Annotated in this window: 19 protein-coding genes; 7 read left to right on the plus strand and 12 right to left on the minus strand. The window is 57.9% G+C overall.

Going from position 1 to position 18,935, the window contains the following annotated elements; genetic code table 11:
* Window positions 1-10: 10 nt before the first annotated feature.
* Complete coding sequence (locus ACR0CA_RS18080; RefSeq protein WP_170769642.1) at window positions 11-610, minus strand: L,D-transpeptidase; 600 nt, start codon at window positions 608-610, stop codon at window positions 11-13.
* Window positions 611-793: 183 nt separating this feature from the next.
* Entirely contained in the window at window positions 794-2,293 is a 1,500-nt protein-coding gene (locus tag ACR0CA_RS18085) for a CoA-acylating methylmalonate-semialdehyde dehydrogenase (RefSeq protein ID WP_480504383.1), read from the minus strand.
* 103 nt (window positions 2,294-2,396) lie between these two features.
* On the opposite strand from ACR0CA_RS18085, the gene ACR0CA_RS18090 reads away from it, so the two are divergent.
* The 3 genes from ACR0CA_RS18090 (at window position 2,397) to coaD (ending at window position 4,374) form a co-directional block, all read left to right on the plus strand.
* Window positions 2,397-3,299, plus strand: coding sequence for a LysR family transcriptional regulator (locus tag ACR0CA_RS18090; protein ID WP_480900522.1), 903 nt, complete (start codon window positions 2,397-2,399; stop codon window positions 3,297-3,299).
* 60 nt (window positions 3,300-3,359) lie between these two features.
* Window positions 3,360-3,797 (plus strand): CBS domain-containing protein, encoded by a 438-nt coding sequence (locus ACR0CA_RS18095; protein ID WP_170786633.1) that lies wholly within the window; start codon window positions 3,360-3,362, stop codon window positions 3,795-3,797.
* A gap of 85 nt (window positions 3,798-3,882) precedes the next feature.
* Complete coding sequence (gene coaD / locus ACR0CA_RS18100) at window positions 3,883-4,374, plus strand: pantetheine-phosphate adenylyltransferase (protein WP_170769646.1); 492 nt, start codon at window positions 3,883-3,885, stop codon at window positions 4,372-4,374.
* On the opposite strand, the gene gap (ACR0CA_RS18105) is transcribed toward coaD, so the two are convergent.
* The 3 genes from gap (ACR0CA_RS18105) to gap (ACR0CA_RS18115) form a co-directional block, all read right to left on the minus strand.
* A complete protein-coding gene (gene gap, locus ACR0CA_RS18105) occupies window positions 4,366-5,370 on the minus strand; it encodes a type I glyceraldehyde-3-phosphate dehydrogenase (protein ID WP_480900525.1) in 1,005 nt (334 codons plus the stop codon). The genes coaD and gap (ACR0CA_RS18105) overlap by 9 nt on opposite strands.
* 83 nt (window positions 5,371-5,453) lie before the next feature.
* Complete coding sequence (locus ACR0CA_RS18110; RefSeq protein ID WP_170791063.1) at window positions 5,454-5,597, minus strand: hypothetical protein; 144 nt, start codon at window positions 5,595-5,597, stop codon at window positions 5,454-5,456.
* A gap of 71 nt (window positions 5,598-5,668) precedes the next feature.
* Complete coding sequence (gene gap / locus ACR0CA_RS18115; RefSeq protein ID WP_480900527.1) at window positions 5,669-6,670, minus strand: type I glyceraldehyde-3-phosphate dehydrogenase; 1,002 nt, start codon at window positions 6,668-6,670, stop codon at window positions 5,669-5,671.
* A 182-nt stretch (window positions 6,671-6,852) separates the two neighbouring features.
* Here gap (ACR0CA_RS18115) and ACR0CA_RS18120 point away from each other — a divergent pair, with 182 nt between their 5' ends.
* Window positions 6,853-7,791, plus strand: a complete 939-nt coding sequence (locus tag ACR0CA_RS18120) for a DUF808 domain-containing protein (protein ID WP_480873687.1) — start codon at window positions 6,853-6,855, stop codon at window positions 7,789-7,791.
* A 43-nt stretch (window positions 7,792-7,834) separates the two neighbouring features.
* On the opposite strand, the gene ACR0CA_RS18125 is transcribed toward ACR0CA_RS18120, so the two are convergent.
* Together ACR0CA_RS18125 and tkt are read right to left on the minus strand one after the other, a co-directional pair.
* Window positions 7,835-8,185, minus strand: coding sequence for a hypothetical protein (locus tag ACR0CA_RS18125; RefSeq protein WP_170769651.1), 351 nt, complete (start codon window positions 8,183-8,185; stop codon window positions 7,835-7,837).
* Between the two features lie 166 nt (window positions 8,186-8,351).
* Window positions 8,352-10,373, minus strand: a complete 2,022-nt coding sequence (gene tkt, locus ACR0CA_RS18130) for a transketolase (protein ID WP_480900530.1) — start codon at window positions 10,371-10,373, stop codon at window positions 8,352-8,354.
* Window positions 10,374-10,607: 234 nt separating this feature from the next.
* Here tkt and ACR0CA_RS18135 point away from each other — a divergent pair, with 234 nt between their 5' ends.
* Genes ACR0CA_RS18135 through ACR0CA_RS18145 form a run of 3 tightly spaced genes read left to right on the plus strand, consistent with a single transcriptional unit; the run spans window position 10,608 to window position 12,144 of the window.
* Window positions 10,608-11,405: a hypothetical protein gene (locus tag ACR0CA_RS18135; protein ID WP_480900531.1), complete on the plus strand. Its 798-nt coding sequence runs from the start codon at window positions 10,608-10,610 to the stop codon at window positions 11,403-11,405.
* A complete protein-coding gene (locus ACR0CA_RS18140) occupies window positions 11,405-11,797 on the plus strand; it encodes a cell division protein ZapA (RefSeq protein ID WP_170786647.1) in 393 nt (130 codons plus the stop codon). The genes ACR0CA_RS18135 and ACR0CA_RS18140 overlap by 1 nt, the downstream gene beginning before the upstream one ends.
* Window positions 11,794-12,144, plus strand: coding sequence for an MliC family protein (locus ACR0CA_RS18145; protein WP_170769655.1), 351 nt, complete (start codon window positions 11,794-11,796; stop codon window positions 12,142-12,144). Before ACR0CA_RS18140 ends, ACR0CA_RS18145 begins: the two co-directional genes overlap by 4 nt.
* Here the strand turns inward: ACR0CA_RS18145 and grxD are convergent, their stop codons facing one another.
* From grxD to ACR0CA_RS18170, 5 genes are all read right to left on the minus strand, one after another.
* Complete coding sequence (gene grxD / locus ACR0CA_RS18150) at window positions 12,145-12,507, minus strand: Grx4 family monothiol glutaredoxin (protein WP_170769656.1); 363 nt, start codon at window positions 12,505-12,507, stop codon at window positions 12,145-12,147.
* 252 nt (window positions 12,508-12,759) lie between these two features.
* Window positions 12,760-12,996, minus strand: coding sequence for a BolA/IbaG family iron-sulfur metabolism protein (locus ACR0CA_RS18155; protein ID WP_170354080.1), 237 nt, complete (start codon window positions 12,994-12,996; stop codon window positions 12,760-12,762).
* Between the two features lie 125 nt (window positions 12,997-13,121).
* Complete coding sequence (gene purL, locus ACR0CA_RS18160; RefSeq protein ID WP_480900534.1) at window positions 13,122-15,281, minus strand: phosphoribosylformylglycinamidine synthase subunit PurL; 2,160 nt, start codon at window positions 15,279-15,281, stop codon at window positions 13,122-13,124.
* A gap of 154 nt (window positions 15,282-15,435) precedes the next feature.
* Entirely contained in the window at window positions 15,436-17,679 is a 2,244-nt protein-coding gene (locus tag ACR0CA_RS18165; RefSeq protein ID WP_480900536.1) for a mechanosensitive ion channel family protein, read from the minus strand.
* A 268-nt stretch (window positions 17,680-17,947) separates the two neighbouring features.
* Window positions 17,948-18,853, minus strand: a complete 906-nt coding sequence (locus ACR0CA_RS18170; RefSeq protein WP_170786651.1) for a LysR family transcriptional regulator — start codon at window positions 18,851-18,853, stop codon at window positions 17,948-17,950.
* Between the last annotated feature and the right edge of the window lie 82 nt (window positions 18,854-18,935).

Below are 18,935 nucleotides of genomic sequence, written 5' to 3' on the forward strand. Positions count from 1 at the left end.
GTTTTGTGTTTCAAACCAGTCGAACTTGGGTTCCGACCTGGACGAGGGGATAGAGCTCCTCGACATGCTGATTGTAGAGCCCGATACAGCCGGACGAGCTTTGACGTCCAATCTTTCGGGTATCATGGGTACCGTGGACCAGATAGGCAGGCCAGCCAAGATACATAGCCCGCGTGCCCAGCGGATTGCCCGGCTCACCGCCTTCCATGCGGATCGGCAGATCAGGATCACGCTCGCGCATCGACGCGGTCGGTGTCCAGCTTGGGTTTTCGCGTTTGCGTACAACCTCGGTATAGCCGCGTTTTGTCAGCTCTTCGCTCATGGGGACTGAGCTGGGATACAGTTTGTAGGTCCCGTCTGGACCCCAGTAATGCACCGCGCGGCTGGTGATGTCGGCCAACAGGGCACCCACACCCAGCTCATCAAAATGGTCCTGCCAGTTCTGCTGCGAGAAGGACGAAACGTTACGGCGCACCGGAAGCTGCGTGCTGATCGCGTCTTCGTTCTGCGGGAATGCGTCAGAGCTTTGGGCGCGCACAAGGGCAGGGGTGGCCAACAGGGACGCTGCCCCCAACAAGGCAGAGCGACGGGTCAAGCGGGAATTGGACAATTTGGCCTCCGGTTCAGGAACTGCTCGGTCTGTATTTTGTCGATAAAATATTGGCGATCGATGCACATTTCCAGACATCTTGGCCTGAATTTATCGTGAAATCGGCGCTTCGGCCTGAATTCGGCAGACCGTTGCCGAAAAAAACCGGCCCCCGAAGGGGCCGATTCAAAAACTACGTGCCATTTAGTCCATGGCTTTGAAGTTAAATTCGCCGCCTTCTTTGATGCCAGATGGCCAGCGCGCCGTGACCGTTTTTGTCCGGGTGTAGAATTTGAAACTGTCCGGGCCGTGCTGGTTCAGATCGCCAAACATGGATTTCTTCCAACCGCCAAAGGTGTGATAGGCCAGCGGAACCGGGATCGGAACGTTAACGCCGACCATACCGATGTTCACACGGCTGGCGAAGTCACGCGCGGTGTCACCGTCACGGGTGAAGATCGCGGTGCCGTTGCCATATTCATGGTCCATCGCCAGTTTCAGCGCTTCTTCATAAGATCCCGCGCGGACAGTCGACAGGACCGGACCAAAGATCTCTTGCTTGTAGATGTCCATATCCGGGGTCACGCGGTCGAACAGGTGTGGGCCGACAAAGAAGCCGTCCTCATAGCCCTGTAGGCTGAAGTCGCGGTTGTCGACGACCAGTTCTGCGCCTTGTTCGATGCCCGAGTTGATCAGGCCAAGGATACGCTCTTTCGCAGCTCCGGTGACGACGGGGCCCATGTCCACGTCATCGCCTGCGGTATAGGGGCCGACCTTCAGCTTTTCGATGCGCGGCACCAGCTTTTCGATCAGCGCATCGGCGGTTTCCTCACCCACAGGAACGGCGACCGAAACCGCCATGCAGCGTTCGCCAGCCGCACCAAACCCGGCACCGACCAGCGCGTCTGCGGCCTGATCCATATCCGCGTCGGGCATGACGATCATATGGTTCTTGGCGCCGCCAAAGCACTGTGCACGTTTGCCATTCGCCGTGGCGCGGGAATAGATGTACTGCGCAATCGGGGTCGAACCCACGAAAGAGACGCCCTGAATGATCTCGCTGTCCAGCAGGGTATCCACGGCCTCTTTATCGCCATTGACCACCTGGAACACGCCTTTGGGCAGACCGGCTTCGACGAACAATTCCGCCAGCATTAGCGGGACCGAGGGGTCACGTTCGGACGGTTTCAGAACCACGGCATTGCCGCAGGCCAGTGCCGGGCCCACGTGCCACAGCGGCATCATGGCGGGGAAATTGAACGGCATGATCGAGGCCACAACGCCCAGCGGCTGGCGCATGGAATACATGTCGATGCCGGGGCCTGCACTGTCGGTGTATTCGCCCTTCAGCATCTGTGGTGCGCCGATGCAATATTCGATCACTTCCAAACCACGCTGAAGGTCGCCTTTGGCGTCAGGGATGGTCTTACCGTGCTCGCGGCTGAGCGCCTCGGCCAGCTTGTCCATGTCGCGGTTCATCAGGCCAACCATGGCCATCATCACCCGCGCGCGTTTCTGCGGGTTAGTGGCTCCCCACGCGGGTTGCGCAGCGGCGGCGCTTTCGATGGCAGCCGTGGTCTCGGCCACGCTGGCCATCGGGCATTTGTACTGAACTTCACCCGTAGCCGGGTTGAAGACGTCGTCAAAGCGACCAGACGTGCCGGACACGTTCTCGCCGTTGATGAAATGGGACAGTTCGGACATTGCGAATTCCTCCGTTATCTTTGCGCGCACAATAGGCTTGCAAAAATCGCGTGAACAGAGGCAATGTCTCAAATATGTTTTGCAAAAATGCAAAGAGTATGCGGTGACACCGAATTGGGATGATATGCGGGTGTTTCTGGCGGTTGCGCGCGAAGAAAGCCTGTCCGCCGCGGGTCGGCAACTTAAGATCGACCCCGCGACAGTGGGCAGACGGATTGCTCGGCTTGAGGCTTCGCTGAACGCGCCTTTGTTCACCAAATCTCAGCAAGGCTATGTTCTGACCTCAGCCGGAGAACGCCTGATGGATCACGGGTTAAAAGCGGAAGAGGCGATGCGCGCTGCAGCCGGGGCTATGGCGGGGTCGTCCAAAACGCTAAGTGGACAGATCAGGATCGGGGCCCCCGATGGTTGCGCCAACTATCTGCTGCCACAGGTTTGCGCGCAAATATGCGATGCCAATCCCGATCTGGATATCCAGATCCTCGCCTTGCCCCGTGTCATCAACCTGTCCCGACGCGAGGCGGATATGGCTGTAACCGTCAGCGCGCCGACGGCAGGCCGGGTGCTGGTTCAGAAAATCACCGACTACCGATTGCATCTGGTAGCCAGTGACAAATACCTTTCCGCGCGGCCCGCGATCCCAACGCCCGAAGCACTGAAAGGGCATCGAATGATCGGTTATATCCCGGACATGATCTTCGACCGCGAACTCGATTACCTGGTCGATCTTGGGGTTGACCGTGTCGCACTTGCATCGAATTCCGTATCGGTCCAGTTGCGCCAGGTTGCCTTGGGCTCTGGGGTTTGTGTGGCCCACGATTTCACGCTGCCATTCCATCCAAATCTGCGGAAAATCCTGACGGATCATGTCAGTCTGACCCGGAGTTTTCATCTGGTCCGACATCAAGGGGATCAGCGAAACGAGCGCCTGAACCGGTTTGCAACTGCGCTGACCGCTGGAATTCGTGACGAAGTGGCGCGGCTGGAAGCGGCAGCTTCATCTTGACACATTCAAACATTCCGGCAACGCTTTGGAAAACAGCAAGTTATTTCGGAGGTTTCGCCTATGCTTGTTCAGGCCATTCTGAAATCCAAGGCCACCGAAGGGGTCATGACGGTTGCCCCGGACGTGACCGTGTCCGATGCGTCGAAAATTCTGGCAGAAAAGCGGATCGGTACGGTTGTGGTGTCTGAGGATGGCGGGAAATCCGCAGCAGGCATTCTGTCGGAACGCGATATCGTCCGTGAACTTGCGGCCAGCGGCAGCGGATGCCTCAGCAAACCGGTCAGCGCCTACATGACCAGCGATCTGGTAACGGCGACGCGTCAGGATTCGGTCCAAGATGTCCTGAGCCGCATGACCGAAGGACGGTTCCGTCACATGCCTATTGTCGAAGATGGTAAATTGATCGGCATCGTTACACTTGGGGATGTGGTCAAAGCGCAATTGTCCGAACTGGCAATGGAGAAAGAGGCGCTGGAAACCATGATAATGGGGCACTAATCGCCTCGATATCCACGCCAACCTATTGCACCTGCGGCAGAGTTGTGTTTGCTTGCGCAGAAATTTTGTTGCGCAGGAGGCGGCGATGAGGGTTGGATTATATCCCGGAACTTTTGATCCGATCACCTTGGGTCATATCGATATCATTCGTCGCGCATCCGCACTTGTGGACAAGCTGGTGATTGGGGTTGCGATCAACCGCGACAAGGGACCTTTGTTCACTTTGGAAGAACGCGTCGCCATGATCGAGGCTGAATGCGCGCATCTGACCGAGCAGACTGGCACGGAAATCGTTGCGCATCCCTTTGAAAACCTGCTGATTGATTGTGCCCGCGATGTTGGGGCTCAGATCATCGTGCGCGGCCTTCGGGCCGTGGCGGATTTCGAGTATGAATTCCAGATGGTCGGGATGAACCGCGCACTGGACAATTCGATTGAGACGGTCTTCCTGATGGCCGAGGCCCGCCATCAGGCGATCGCCTCGAAACTGGTTAAAGAGATTGCCCGTCTGGATGGGGACGTGTCGAAATTCGTCACGCCCCGTGTCGATGCGGCGTTGAAAGAGCGTTTAGGTTAACGCGCCCATAGCCGCTGCTGTATCCAGCATCCGGTTCGAGAAGCCCCATTCGTTATCATACCAGGCCAGCACCCGGACCAGAGTGCCGTCGGTTACCTTCGTCTCGGGCAGGGACACGGTCGAGCTGTGGGAATCGTGGTTAAAATCGACCGAGATCAGTGGGCGCTGTTCCGCCGCAAGTACGCCGGGGATCTTGGCTGCCGCTTCTACGAACAGGGCGTTGACCTCTTCCTCGGTAGTAGAGCGTGAGACTTCGACGACCAGATCGACAACCGACACGTTGGGCGTCGGCACTCGAATGGCCTGTCCGGTCAGTTTGCCTTGCAGTTGCGGCAGTACAAGACCCACAGCAGAGGCCGCTCCGGTTGTTGTCGGAATCATCGACAGAGCCGCGGCGCGGGACAGGTAGGGGTCTTTGCCAGCGGAATCGTGCACCGGTTGGCTGGCCGTATAGGCATGCACCGTCGTCATGTTGCCATGAACAATGCCAAGGCCCGCATCAAGGGCGGCAGCAACGGGTGATAGGCAGTTCGTGGTGCAAGACGCGTTCGACACAATGGTATCCTGAGCGGTCAACTCGTGATCGTTGACGCCGAATACGATCGTTTTCACGCCACCATCCCCACGGGCAGGGGCCGAGATCAGAACCTTCTTAGACCCATTTTCCAGATGACGGGCAGCAGCCTCGCGCGTGCGGAACACGCCGGTGCATTCCAGTACGACGTCCACATCGGACCAGTTCAGGTTTTCCGGGTCAAGCTCGCTTGTCAAACGTATGGGACCGGCGCCAACATCCATTCCGGCTTCAGACAGCGTCACTGGCTTGGAGTACCGGCCATGGACACTGTCAAACTCGAACAGATGCGCGTTCATCTCGGGCTTGGCCAGGTCGTTTATGGCGACGATTTCAACATCGGTTCGGCCAGTCTCCATAACAGCACGCAACACGTTGCGTCCGATGCGTCCAAATCCGTTGATTGCCAGTTTGAGTGTCATGATCTGCTCCGTCCGTCTTTCGGCTTGCGTTCGAGTTAGCGCTAACAAAGCCAGAATGACGAAAAAGTCAAGCAAAACCTATGTCAACGCCAGACGGCGATCCAATCCAGGAAGGCATAGAGTTTCTTGCCCAGAAACAGAAAATGCTCGGGCCCGAACAGGGCATAGTCTAGGCAGGCGGCCCCCAGAATCAAAAAACCCAGCCAGATAGCTATTTGATTGGTCATCGAGGCCCCGAACGAAAATGCCCGCCCAGATAACCTGAGCGGGCAAATATGTTCAAGAATTCAATGGCGTCTTAGTTAAGACGGCCCATCGCAACGGCGACATCCGCCATACGGACTGAGAAGGCCCATTCATTGTCATACCATGCCAACACGCGTACCATCCGGTCACTGACCACGCGAGTTTGATCCGGTGCGAAGATCGAGCTTTCTTCGGTGTGGTTGAAATCGGTCGAAACCAGCGGCGCGGGCTCATAGCCCAGAACGCGCTGCATATGACCCTGCGAAGCTTCACGCACGATAGCGTTGACCTCGTCAACAGTCACCTCGCGGCCGGCGCGGAAGGTCAGGTCCACTGCCGAGACATTCGGGGTCGGAACCCGGATTGCGGAGCCATCCAGACGACCTTTGAGGTTCGGCAGAACCTCACCCAGCGCCTTGGCAGCACCTGTCGAGGTTGGGATCATCGACATAGCGGCAGCGCGAGCGCGGTACAGGTCGCTGTGGCGGCGGTCCAGCGTGGGCTGGTCGCCGGTATAGGCGTGGATCGTGGTCATGATGCCATGCTCAATCCCGATGCCTTCGTCCAGAACCTTGGCAAGCGGAGCAAGGCAGTTTGTGGTGCAGGAGCCGTTTGAGACCATTTTGTTATCAGCAGCCAGGCTGTTGTGGTTCACGCCATAGACGATGGTTTTATCGACATTCTTGCCCGGAGCAGACAGCAGAACCTTTTGCGCGCCACGCTCAAGATGCGTCTTGGCTTTTAGGCCGTCATTGAACTTGCCGGTGCACTCCAGAACGACGTCGCAGCCTTCCCAGTCCAGCTCGTTCATGTCGTAGGTCGAGAACATCTCCATGGGGCCGCGACCCAGATCCATGGTGTTGCCCTCGATTGAGACGTCGCGGGGGAAGCGCCCGTGGACGCTGTCATATTTCAGCAGATGCGCCGTGGTTTCCAGCGGGCCGGTTGCGTTGACCTTGATCACTTCGATGTCGTTGCGGGCCGATGCCGCGATATGCGACAGGGTGCAGCGGCCAATACGGCCAAAACCATTGATGCCGACCTTGATGGTCATCTGACGTCTCCAAAATGCGCTTGCGTTGCACGCGATATAGCGGCCCCAACGCGTTCTCAAAAGAGTAAAAGTGACATATTTTTAACGTGTTAGCGCAAACCTTGGCCGGTATCGCTAACGCTTGCGCTAGCTGAAAGATCAGGTAGGGTCCACCTGCGGCAGGTTACAAGAAGGAACAAGGCATGAGCGGTCTTTTGGCATTGCTGGACGATGTTGCCGGAATTGCAAAAGTTGCGGCATCGTCGGTTGATGATGTTGTTGCAGCGGCTGGCAAGGCCGGGGCCAAAACGGCGGGTGTAATCATTGACGATGCAGCCGTGACGCCGAAATACGTGCAAGGCTTTGCCCCGGCGCGCGAGTTGCCGATCATCTGGCGCATCGCGCGCGGGTCGGTTTTCAACAAGATCGTGCTGCTGCTACCCGTTGCGCTGTTGCTGGCTAATTTCGCGCCCTGGCTGATCACGCCTTTGCTGATGCTGGGCGGGTCTTATCTATGTTTCGAAGGGGCCGAGAAGATTTTCCATGTTCTCTTTCCCCATGGCAGCCATGCCATCGACGAGGATATGAAAATCCGAGATCCAGGCCATCTGGAAGAGCAGAAAGTCAAAGGTGCAATAAAGACCGATTTCATCTTGTCGGCCGAGATCATGACCATCGCGCTGGCCGCCATTGAGGCGCCGAACATCTGGATGCAGGCGGCGACGCTGGCTGTTGTCGGGATCGGCGTGACGGTTGCGGTCTATGGCTCAGTTGCGTTGATCGTGAAAATGGACGATGTGGGCCTGTTTCTGGCGCAGAACGCGCCAACGCCGATCGGGCGCGGAACTGGGCGAGGTTTGGTCAAAGCCATGCCGATTGTGATGAAGGTGCTTTCTATCGTCGGGACCGCCGCGATGCTGTGGGTCGGCGGGTCGATCATCATCCACGGGCTCGAGGTTTTGGGCTTTGGCTGGCTGGGCCACCACATTCACGACTGGGCCTATGCGGTGGGCCATATGGTTTCAGCGCAATATGAAGGCGCGGCTGAGTGGATCGCCAAGGCAACTATGGACGGTGTGTTCGGATTAGCGTGGGGCTTGGCGTTGATCCCGGTGGCGACAAAGCTGCTCAAATCGCACTGATCTGGCCAATCCGCGCCGCCATAATGAGCGGCGCGGCATCGTGTCAGAAACCGTTGGTATTGCCTTCGACCACAACTCCCGACCCGTCGATCTTGCCGTCTTTGAACAAGGTTACGGCGACCCCGTCAATTTTCAATTCCCAGCAATTCTTGGGGTCTGTGCCGTATTGAAAGCACATGCCACTATCCGTTGCTTCCCACTTGCCCGTGTAGCCCTCGCCCTTGATGGTGCCATCAGCGGCGTAATATTCGGTAAACGCGCCCGACAGCATACCTCCGGCATAGGTGTGGCCCGCCATGGTTTTCTGAATCTCTTCCTTGCTGGCAAATTCAGCCGCAAAGGCTGGGGCGGCGGTGGCCATGACAACGGCGCAGAGGACGGCGTGGAGTTTCATATTTGGTCTTCCCTGTGACTGGTTGGTTTTGCCGCAGGTAATGCGTTTCAGTCGTGAGGATAGGGCAGGCGGGGTCACAATGACTCACCAACCTGTGACAGGAAACAGGTAGGAAAAAAGGCGACCACTGTGGTCGCCTTTTTTGTGATTTGATATGCGTTGCGGGTTAGCCAAGCAGGTCCTTGACCTTTGCAACGGTGGCTTCGGCAGTGATGCCGAAATGCTTATACAGCTCACCCGCGGGGGCCGACGCACCAAAACCCGACATGCCGATGAACTCAGCCTTGGCTTCACGGCCACGCTCGCCCAGCAGCCAGCGATCCCAGCCACCGGCGCGGACGGCGGCCTCGATGCCGACGCGGACGGCACCGGCGGGCAGCACGCGCTTGCGATAGGCTTCGTCCTGCTCGGCGAACAGCTCCATACAGGGCATGGAGACGACGCGGGTGCCGATGCCTTCGGCCTCAAGCATCGCTTTGGCTTCCATCGCCAGTGACACTTCCGAGCCGGTGGCAATCAGGATGGCCTGACGTTTGCCTTCGGCCTCGGCCAGAACATAAGCGCCTTGCGCGGTCAGGTTCTTGGTCTTGTGATCCTTGCGCACGGTCGGCACGCCCTGACGGGTCAGCGACAGGACCGAGGGGCTTTCCTTGAAAGTAAGCGCCAGTTCCCAGGCTTCTGCTGTTTCAACCGTGTCTGCGGGGCGGAACACATATGTGTTGGGTGTCGCGCGGCTGATGGCCAGATGTTCGACCGGCTGGTGGGTCGGGCCGTCTTCGCCCAGACCGATCGAATCGTGGGTCATCACGAAAACCGAAGGGATTTTCATTAACGCGGCCAGGCGCATCGACGGACGCGCATAGTCGGTGAAGGCCATGAACGTGCCGCCATACGGGCGGATGCCACCATGTAGCGCCATGCCGTTCATCGCAGCGGCCATACCATGTTCGCGGATACCGTAGTGGATGTAACGGCCCTTGCGGTTTTCCGGCAGGAACACGCCCATGTCCGCAGACTTGGTGTTGTTCGAACCGGTCAGGTCAGCCGATCCGCCAACGGACTCGGTCATGATCGGGTTGACGACGTTCAGAACCTTTTCAGACGAGGCGCGGGTGGCCAGTTTCGGTTGATCGTCCGACGCTTGTTTCTTGAACGCGCGGATCGCACCAGCCAGTTTCTTGGGCGCTTCAAACGCGTAAGCGCGGTTGAACTCGGCCTGTTTGCGTTCCGAAATTTGTGCGAAACGGTCTTCCCATGCCGCGCGCTCAGCAGCACCGCGTGCCCCGATGGCTTCCCATGCGGATTTCACATCCGCGGGGATTTCGAACGCACCATGCGGCCAGCCATAGCCTTCTTTGGCGGCTTTCAACTGCTCCTGATCGGTCAGTGCACCGTGGCCTTTCGACGTATCCTGCGCCGCGTGACCCAATGCGATGTGGCTTTCGCAAGCGATCATGGTCGGTTTGTTCGACTTTTTAGCCTGAACGATGGCCGCGTCGATGGCTTCAGGATCGTGGCCGTCAATCTCAATCACATGCCAGCCCGAGGCCGCGAAACGGCGCACTTGATCGGTGCGGTCTGCGATGTCCACGGTGCCGTCGATGGTGATGTTGTTATTGTCCCAGAAGACAATCAACTTGCTCAGCTCATGACGTCCGGCCAGGGTGATCGCCTCCTGGCTAACGCCCTCCATCAGGCAACCGTCGCCTGCGATCACATAAGTGTAGTGATCAACCACCTTCTTGCCGTATTGCGCGCGCTGGATTTCCTCGGCCATGGCAAAGCCAACGGCGTTCGAGATGCCCTGACCCAGCGGGCCAGTCGTAGTCTCGATCCCGTCGACCAGGAAGTTTTCCGGATGGCCTGCGGTTTTTGCGCCCAGCTGGCGGAAGTTCTTGATCTCGTCCAGCGTGACGTCAGCGTGGCCGGTCAGATACAGCAGCGAATAGATCAACATTGAGCCATGGCCGGCCGACAGGATGAACCGGTCGCGGTCGGGCCAGTTCGGAGCCGAGGCGTCAAATTTCAGGTGCTTTTCGAACAGCACGGTCGCAACATCGGCCATGCCCATCGGCATGCCAGAATGGCCGGAATTGGCGGCGGCGACGGCGTCCAGGGTCAGGGTGCGGATGGCCGCAGCTTTGTCCCAATGTTCGGGGTTTGCATTGCGCAGCGCAGTCAGGTCCACGGGCGTTATTCCTTTGGATTACGGGCAGATTGCGCGCTGAATACCACTCAGCCCTCAAAGTGCAAGCAGAACCGGGGGTTACGCGGTCGCAGTGGTTCAAGAATGCGGTCCAAGTGATTGAAAGCAAACAGTGGGTATTTTCCGCGTCATTCGGTTAGACTAGGCCAAGACGAAGATAATGTTGATTCGGACAAATCACATTTTAAGGAACCTTGATAAACAGGTGGCATAGGCATGAGTCAGATCGAAGAACTACAACGTCGCATTGTCGCCGCGATGGAACGGATTGGGGCTGGCGTCGATGCCTTGGGCACCAAACCAGCAGATCCCTCCGGACAAGACGATGTACTGAAAGCTGCATTGGATGACGAAAAAGTTGCCAACGCGCAGCTTGAAGAGCGTTTGAAATCGCTGAAACAGCGCCACGAGCAAGAGGTCGACGCGATGCGCGCCGACATGGAAAACTTGCGTGCAGCCCCGGTCGAAGACCCTGAGGCGCCTCAATTGCGTCAGCAATTAGCAGAGGCGACCGCGAAACTGGCTTCTGTCGAAGCGGCGCGGGCCGAGTTGGCCGAAGCCAAGGCGGCTTTGGAAAATCAGGATGAACTGGACGCGCTGAAATCCGAAAACGAAGAGCTGAAGGCCGCGATCAGCGGGGCTCTGGCTCTGGAAGAAGAAAACGCGCGTCTGCGGTCCGAATTAGCTGATAGCGAGCGGGTTGCTGAACTTTCGGCCGAGTTGGAGATGCTGCGCGCCGAACGCAGTAGCCACGGGGCCGCGATGTCGCGTCTGGATGATGACCTGCAACGGATGCGCAAGGCAAATGAACAGCTGCGCGAAACGGTAGATGAGCTGCGGTCTGCCTCGCAAAACGGAATGCCGGATGCCGAATTGTTGAACCGCGCCACGGTGGCCGAGCTTGAGGCGACCCGCGCCGCACAAGCCACAGACGCGGCCGAAGCCCACGCAGTTCTGGCCCGGCTAGAGCCGTTGTTGTCGCGCGCGAAACTGGCGGAAGGTGAGGTGGAATAATGCCCGAGGTAACCATTCAAATCGGCGGTCGTGGCTTTGAAGTCTCGTGCCAGCAGGGGGAAGAGGTGTTCTTGCAGGCCGCTGCCAAGATGTTGGACGACGAGGCTCAAGTGCTGTCGGATCAGATTGGCCGGATGCCGGAATCGCGGATGTTGCTGATGGCTGGGCTGATGCTGGCCGATAAGGCCGCCGCTACGGATGATCGTATCAAGATGCTGGAAGGCAAGCTGGCTGAGGTCGAGGCCGAGGTGCAGACCCTGCGCAACGCTCCGCAGCCTGAACCAGAGCGTGTCGAAGTGGCGGTCGTGCCGCCCTCGGTCACGGATACGCTGGCGGAACTGGCCGCACGGGCCGAGGCATTGGCGTCGGTGGTGGAAGAGAAAGCGGGATGAAATTTTTCCCTGCTACTGCGCTAGCTTCCATGCTGGGCATGTGGGGCAGCGTCGCGTCGGCCCAGATAGACGTCCTGCCTGTGACCTTCACATGCGAGAACGGCACGCCGCTGGAGGTGATCTTTTTCAACGCTACAGACGGTGCAAGTGCTGCGGCGATGTTGGTGGATAACCGGTTGATTGCATTGGAGCAGACCATCAGCGGGTCGGGTATCCAATACCGCTCCAGCGGTCCGGGTGGCAGCTATGTCCTGCGCTCGAAAGGCTGGGACGCAACTGTCAGCTATCTGGCGGCAGGGGATGCCGCCAGCGAGCAGGTTGTTCTAAGCGATTGTAGTAGCCGCTAATCAGGCGTTAGCTTCGCGGATCTTGTCGGCGGCATCTTTGTTGTAGCCGACGCCATTGTCGTCAAACAGCGTGTCCAGTTCGCCGGACAGGGTCATCTCGGTGATGATGTCGCAACCGCCGACGAATTCACCTTTGACGTAAAGCTGCGGCACGGTCGGCCAGTCGGAATAATCCTTGATGCCCTGACGGACCTCTTCATCAGCTAGAACGTTCACGTCGGCATAGTCGACGCCCATATAGTTCAGCACACCAGCCACGCGGGACGAGAATCCGCATTGCGGCATTTCCTTGGTGCCTTTCATATACAGCACCACATCGTTGGCTTTGACGGTTTCGTCAATCTGGGTTTTCACGTCAGTCATTTCGCGTTTCCTTTGCTCTTCGGCATCATCGCTTTGGCATAGTCTTGAGGATCTTTCGGGACACGATATTGGGTGGAATGTCCACCTCCGGACCCGCCGGAATCATAGATGGTGAAAATCGTGCGGTATCCTAATCCGGGAAGAGTTCCTCTTTTTGATTGAGCGTCATTTTTGGATCTGCTTCGCGCCAACAGAGTCGTCAAGATTATGACGGCTGCAATGCCAACTATAACGCCAAATCCAAGATCCATTTTACTCCGGCACTTTCGTCGTCAACGCCAGCGCGTGCAACTCTCCATCTGGGCCGTCCATCTTGCCTTTCAAGGCCGCATAGACCGCGCGCTGTTGTTGAACCCGGTTTTTGCCGCGAAAGCTCTCGTCCACGACCATGGCGGACATATGCACGCCATCACTGCCGCCGACTTGAATTTCCGCATCGGGAAAGGCTTCGCGCAGCAGGTGTTCGATTTCGTGGGCGCTCATCGGCATGTAGGTTACTCCTGAAGGTCTTTCCCAAGATGTAGAGCGCCAAAGCGGGGCGCGCAAGTGGTCCTGAGATGACAAAACCCGCGCCGGTTCAAGCGCGGGTTTCGGTATCGTTTACTTAGGCTATATTAGGCGACAGCTTCGGCAAAGCTGCTGCGGAAGGTGGCGGTCAGTTCATCCAGCGCAGCCTCAGAGCCTCCGATCTTCACCGTCTCACCGGTAAAGCGGCCGACCGACTCCAGCGGCACTCCGGCCTGACCGGCGGCGATCATCAGAGCCTCGGCCTGATCAAAGTTGCAGGCGATCAGATAGCGCGCCTGATCCTCACCGAACAGGAACTCGGTTGGGGCGTCGTCCAGATGCACACCGACGCCAGCCGCCTCGGCCAGTTCGAACGCCGCCAGCGCAAGGCCGCCGTCGCCCAGATCGGTACAGGCTTTGATCATTTCGCGGTTGGCGCGGATGAATTCGCCGTTGCGCTTTTCGGCCTCCAGATCGACATGGGGCGCGTCGCCATCTTCGCGGTTGAAAACCTCGGCCAGCAGGGCGGATTGCCCCAGATGGCCGTTGGTTTCGCCGATGACAAGAGCGACATGGCCTTCGCGGACCTCGTCGCCGATGATGTCGTCGGTATGGGCCAGTAGACCAACCGCGCCGATGGTCGGGGTGGGCAAGATCGCCTGACCGTCGGTCTCGTTGTACAGCGAGACGTTGCCCGATACGATCGGCATATCCAGTGCGGCGACAGCCTCGCCAATGCCTTTGATCGCGCCGACGAACTGGCCCATGATCTCGGGCTTTTCGGGGTTACCGAAGTTCAGGTTGTCGGTGGTGGCCAGCGGAGTGGCCCCGACGGAGGTCAGGTTGCGATAGGCTTCGGCCACCGCCTGTTTGCCGCCCTCAATCGGGTTGGCGCGCACATAGCGCGGGGTCACGTCGCTGGTGAAGGCCAGCGCCTTGTCGGTGCCATGTACGCGGACCATGCCCGCGCCCAGACCCGGCGTGCGGGCGGTGTCGGCCATGACCATGGTGTCGTATTGTTCATAGACCCATTGCTTGCCCGCATAGTTGGGCGAGGCGAGCAGGGCGCGCAGACCGTCAATCGGGTCGATCTGAGGCACTTCGGCGAGGTCTTCAGCCGCAGGTGTTTCGACCCAGGGGCGGTCGTACTCGGGCGCGGTCGAAGACAGTTTCGACAGAACCAGATCGGCTTTGACCTCGCCGTTGTGGACGATCAGGAAACGGTCCTCGGCAATGGTTTCGCCAACGATGGCGAAATCCAGATCCCATTTCTCGAACACGGCGCGGGCCTTGGCCTCAAGCTCGGGCTTTAGGACCATCAGCATCCGTTCCTGAGATTCCGACAGCATCATCTCGTACGCGGTCATGTTCTCTTCGCGCTGGGGGACGTTTTCAAGATCCAGACGCACGCCAAGGCCGCCTTTGTCGCCCATCTCAACCGCGGAACAGGTCAGGCCCGCAGCACCCATGTCTTGGATTGAGATCACAGCACCGGTTTGCATCAGCTCCAGCGTCGCCTCCATCAGGCGCTTTTCGGTGAAGGGGTCACCGACCTGAACGGTGGGGCGTTTCTCTTCGATTGTGTCGTCAAATTCGGCCGAGGCCATGGTTGCACCACCAACGCCATCACGGCCGGTTTTGGCACCAAGATAGACGACAGGCATGCCGACGCCCGAGGCGGCCGAGTAGAAAATCTTGTCGCTATCCGCCAGACCAGCTGCAAAGGCGTTCACAAGGCAGTTGCCATTATAGGCCGGGTGGAACCGCACCTCGCCACCCACGCAGGGCACACCGAAGCAGTTGCCGTACCCGCCGATGCCTTCGACCACACCATTCACAAGCTGGCGGGTTTTGTGGTGGCCGGGTTCGCCAAAGGACAGCGCATTCATCGACGCGATGGGCCGCGCGCCCATGGTGAAGACGTCACGCAGGATGCCGCCCACGCCGGTCGCCGCGCCCTGATAGGGTTCGATATACGAGGGGTGGTTGTGGCTCTCCATCTTGAACACCACGGCCTGACCGTCGCCGATATCGACCACACCCGCATTCTCACCCGGACCGCAGATCACCTGCGGACCAGAGGTGGGCAGGGTGCGTAGCCATTTCTTGGAGGACTTGTAGGAACAATGCTCGTTCCACATGGCCGAGAAAATACCCAGTTCGGTAAAGGTCGGCTCGCGCCCGATGATTTCGAGGATCATGTCATATTCGTCGGGCTTAAGCCCGTGTGCGGCAATCAGATCCGGGGTGATGGCGGGCTCTTGCATCTTATGTCCTGTGTCCAAAGGGGCCGAGATTGCGCGCCTTTTAGGGCAAGGGCGCGCCCGTGGGAAGGGTCAAGTCACCGCAGGGTGGTCTGGATGAAGAAAAACGGGCCCCGCAAAGGTGCAGGGCCCACGTATTGGTTCAAAAAGTGTGGGCTCAGGCCGGGGCTTCGCCCTTGTTGACCGCATCGGCGGCGGCGGCACCGACGGCTGCTTTTTGTTCCTCAGTGAGGTTCTCGTTCTCCTCCAATCCCGGAATGGCAACTCGAACTTCTCGGCGCGCAAAATCGATGCCGTTGGCATTAAATTCCGCCTTCACGCGATTGAAAATCTCTTTGCGGAGCGTGAACTGTTTGCCGGGTTTGGCCATGAATTTGCCCCGGATAATCATGCCGACATCGTCGAAATCGAATACACCTTGCGATTTGAACGGTTGCAGGAAGCCGTCCTTGTGGGTCTCGTCCTGCATCATCTCGGCCCCGATCTTCTTGAAGATTTTCTTGACCTTATTGGGATCGGTATCAAACGGCACGGTAAATTTCAGCTTCATGATGACCCAGTCGCGGCTGAAATTGGTCAGTTTTTGTATCTCACCATAAGGGATCGTGTGAACGGGTCCGCGGTGGTGGCGCAACTGCATGGAGCGGATCGAGATCTTTTCGACAGTACCCATGGTGCCGCCCACATCGACATATTCACCAACGCGGAAGGCATCGTCGATCAGGAAGAAGATACCGCCGACGATATCAGCCACCAGTTTCTGTGCGCCAAAGCCGATGGCCAGACCCAGAACACCGGCACCAGCCAGCAAGGGCGTGATGTTGATGCCCAGCGCCCCAAGGGCAAGCAGGCCGAAGATTACCGCGATGGTGATCTGCGCTGTGATGCGCAGCAGCGGCAGGACAGTCGCAAGACGCGAACCACCCGCGCCGCCGCCTTCGCCACCGGCTTCTTCGTCCAGCGCCTCGGCTGCGGTCTGTTCCTTAGCCAAGCGACGGTTGATCCAAAGAGAGACGACCTCGTTTAAGATATAGCCAATGGCGATGATCAGCAGGAACTCGATCACGGCGCCGCCCACTTCGGCACTGACGCCGGCCGAGGCCACATCGCGCAGGTCCAGATGCCAGGCGTTCGCGATCATGAAGACAACGAAAAGGCCCGCAATAACGCGACCGATGCGAATATAGCTGCGCTTGGCCGAGCGATGCGCCCGTTCGGCTAGCGGCCCTTCACCCGACATCGGCGGTTGAAGATGCCGCACCAAGCCCCGAATCAATGTATCAAGTGCGGGCGCGATCAGCAGCCAGAACATGGTGGTGAAATGCGCCCCGTTGACCAGAACACGCATGACAGCGGGGTCACGCTGCGCCACAAGGAATTCGACCAGCAACCAGATCGCGACCGAGACCCCAATTGCGAAATAGGGGTAATAGTGCGAAACTTCTTCGTCGAATTTGGTGTGATCGGGGTCTGTACCCAACATCATCTGGGATAGGCCCTCGCGCGCAGTCCAGGCGATCAGGCCGATATAGATGTGGATCGCGGCGTTCAGCCAGAATCCGATGCGCGTATCGTCTGATGTTATGTCATTCAAGCCATTGAAGCGCAGGATGAACAGGGTAAAGCCGATCAAGATGAGCAGGCCAATCAGATTGCGATGCAAGTATTTTGCCCAGTGATCATCAATGTTGACGAGCCGGAACTGCGGTTTTTGCGGTGCCAGAACAAAGCGCGAGACAGCGGCCCCAAGACGCGGCACCCAGATCAGGTAGAACACAAAGGGTCCGGCATAGATGATCTGCTCGGGTGTCAACACGCCGCGACCGAATGCACGGACGACCACATAAAATACGATTAGCCCCGCGATTTCCCTGCAGAACCGTCGAAAAAGGTATCGGGCAGCGCCCCATAGATCGGCCTCGTCCGCGACCTCTGTGGCCTCGTGCCAATGACGGGTCAGGAAGATAAACAGTTTTTCAGCGACATAGCCAACCAGAAGGACGGACAAGACGAGCCCTAAAAGAGTGAAAACCCCGGTCGTGCCGAACGTATCAGCGAAATTGCCGAACGCTGTGATCTGCGCCGTTACAATCCTGGGAAGTGTTGTAAGAACATGAGTCCAGGACGAAACCATCTCGGCCCAGATTTCGTTGATTTCGGTCAGTGGGTCTTCGACATTGGCTTTTTCAGCGGCTTTTTGTTCGGCCACGGCATCCAGCCGCTCCAGAAGAATCGCGCGCACCTGATCGTCAGACATACGCGCAACAAGATTGTCGACCTGTTCAGGTGTCAGATCCTCGGGAATTGTGACCGATGACGCGCTGGTATCCTGCGCAAAAACGGGAACCGCCAGAGAAAGCGCAGCGACCATCGCCAGCGCCAGGCGAAGTGGGTGAAGCATGAATGAGCCCTCGAACACAAATTATTTAGCTTTTTCGGGATCATATGCGGTTGGAGGAATTTTTCCCAGTAGTTTTGCGGGGGCGACAAGGGTGGAAGCCAAAAAAAAGGCCGAGCACTAAGCTCGGCCATAGTCCAACAGGGAGGTATGAAGATGATGAGCGTTGCAGCATCATCGCCTTCATGTGCTCATTTAGGGATCACTTTATGAACGATCAAGATGTTTCAGACTGATCAAAGGTCATGTCCGCTATGACCTTGGCGCATAGCTAGAGTTTTCCCATCTGCTTCAACTGTTTGCGCTGCGCGATGATTTCGTCCTGCACGAAGTCGCGGAAAGCGGCGACACGCTTGGAATGGCGCAGTTCTTCGGGGTAGGCCAGATAAACGGGGACATCTGCAGTTTCGATATCGGTGAGCAGGGGTACCAGATGCGGAAAATCCTGGGTTACGTAGTCCGGCAAGACGCCGATGCCAAGGTTGTGAAGCACGCCTTGCAGCACGCCGAAATAGTTGTTCACTGACAACAGGGACCTGGGGTTATAGGTCATCAGGTGCCGTACCATGGCGGCACTTGCCCCAACTTGCGGTGCCGATGGCGTCTGGCTGATCAGCCGGTGGTTCGCGATTTCCTCCAACTCCTCAGGGGCGCCGTTTTCCTCTAGATATTCTTGCGTGGCGTAAAGCTGCATCTGAACGGTCATCAGGCGTTTGCGTACTAGATCAGCCTGGCTGGGCTCTTTCATGCGTATGGCGACGTCTGCTTCACGCATGGGCAAGTCCAGAACCCGCTCCTCTAGCATCAGGTCAATGTTAAGGTCCGGGTATTGTTCGTAAAGCTTCGGTAGGCGCGGTGCGAGCCAGAGCGTGCCGAAGCCGAACGTTGTGGTGACGCGCAGAACGCCGAACACTTCTTCTTCACTGTCACGGATACGCGCGGCGGCGGCATCCAGACGTTTAGACATGGCCGAGGTGGCGTCGAACAGCAACTCGCCCTGTTCGGTCAGGATCAGTCCGCGTGCGTGGCGGTGGAAAAGAGTCGAATCAAGCGATTCCTCTAGCGCCCGAATTTGGCGGCTGACGGCGGATTGCGACAAATTCAGCTTGTCGCCCGCATGAGTCAGGCTGCCTGCATCGGCCACCGCGTGAAATATCCTAAGCTTGTCCCAATCCATCGCCGCAACTTTCGTTATCTTTTGGAAGCCCTATATGAAATAGGTAACAAGTTCTACATTCAAACTGTGATTTTGGCAGGAT

Source organism: Ruegeria sp. F12, from assembly GCF_056533885.1.

What these genes read in the sequence shown, in the direction of transcription:
- ACR0CA_RS18145 (WP_170769655.1), top strand. Translation starts at nt 11,794, where the DNA reads ATGAAATTTTTCCCTGCTACTGCGCTAGCTTCCATGCTGGGCATGTGG.
- gap (WP_480900527.1), bottom strand. Translation starts at nt 6,670, where the DNA reads ATGACCATCAAGGTCGGCATCAATGGTTTTGGCCGTATTGGCCGCTGC.
- ACR0CA_RS18110 (WP_170791063.1), bottom strand. Translation starts at nt 5,597, where the DNA reads ATGACCAATCAAATAGCTATCTGGCTGGGTTTTTTGATTCTGGGGGCC.
- purL (WP_480900534.1), bottom strand. Translation starts at nt 15,281, where the DNA reads ATGCAAGAGCCCGCCATCACCCCGGATCTGATTGCCGCACACGGGCTT.
- ACR0CA_RS18125 (WP_170769651.1), bottom strand. Translation starts at nt 8,185, where the DNA reads ATGAAACTCCACGCCGTCCTCTGCGCCGTTGTCATGGCCACCGCCGCC.
- ACR0CA_RS18135 (WP_480900531.1), top strand. Translation starts at nt 10,608, where the DNA reads ATGAGTCAGATCGAAGAACTACAACGTCGCATTGTCGCCGCGATGGAA.
- ACR0CA_RS18095 (WP_170786633.1), top strand. Translation starts at nt 3,360, where the DNA reads ATGCTTGTTCAGGCCATTCTGAAATCCAAGGCCACCGAAGGGGTCATG.
- ACR0CA_RS18120 (WP_480873687.1), top strand. Translation starts at nt 6,853, where the DNA reads ATGAGCGGTCTTTTGGCATTGCTGGACGATGTTGCCGGAATTGCAAAA.
- gap (WP_480900525.1), bottom strand. Translation starts at nt 5,370, where the DNA reads ATGACACTCAAACTGGCAATCAACGGATTTGGACGCATCGGACGCAAC.
- ACR0CA_RS18140 (WP_170786647.1), top strand. Translation starts at nt 11,405, where the DNA reads ATGCCCGAGGTAACCATTCAAATCGGCGGTCGTGGCTTTGAAGTCTCG.
- grxD (WP_170769656.1), bottom strand. Translation starts at nt 12,507, where the DNA reads ATGACTGACGTGAAAACCCAGATTGACGAAACCGTCAAAGCCAACGAT.
- coaD (WP_170769646.1), top strand. Translation starts at nt 3,883, where the DNA reads ATGAGGGTTGGATTATATCCCGGAACTTTTGATCCGATCACCTTGGGT.
- ACR0CA_RS18155 (WP_170354080.1), bottom strand. Translation starts at nt 12,996, where the DNA reads ATGCCGATGAGCGCCCACGAAATCGAACACCTGCTGCGCGAAGCCTTT.
- ACR0CA_RS18085 (WP_480504383.1), bottom strand. Translation starts at nt 2,293, where the DNA reads ATGTCCGAACTGTCCCATTTCATCAACGGCGAGAACGTGTCCGGCACG.
- ACR0CA_RS18165 (WP_480900536.1), bottom strand. Translation starts at nt 17,679, where the DNA reads ATGCTTCACCCACTTCGCCTGGCGCTGGCGATGGTCGCTGCGCTTTCT.
- ACR0CA_RS18170 (WP_170786651.1), bottom strand. Translation starts at nt 18,853, where the DNA reads ATGGATTGGGACAAGCTTAGGATATTTCACGCGGTGGCCGATGCAGGC.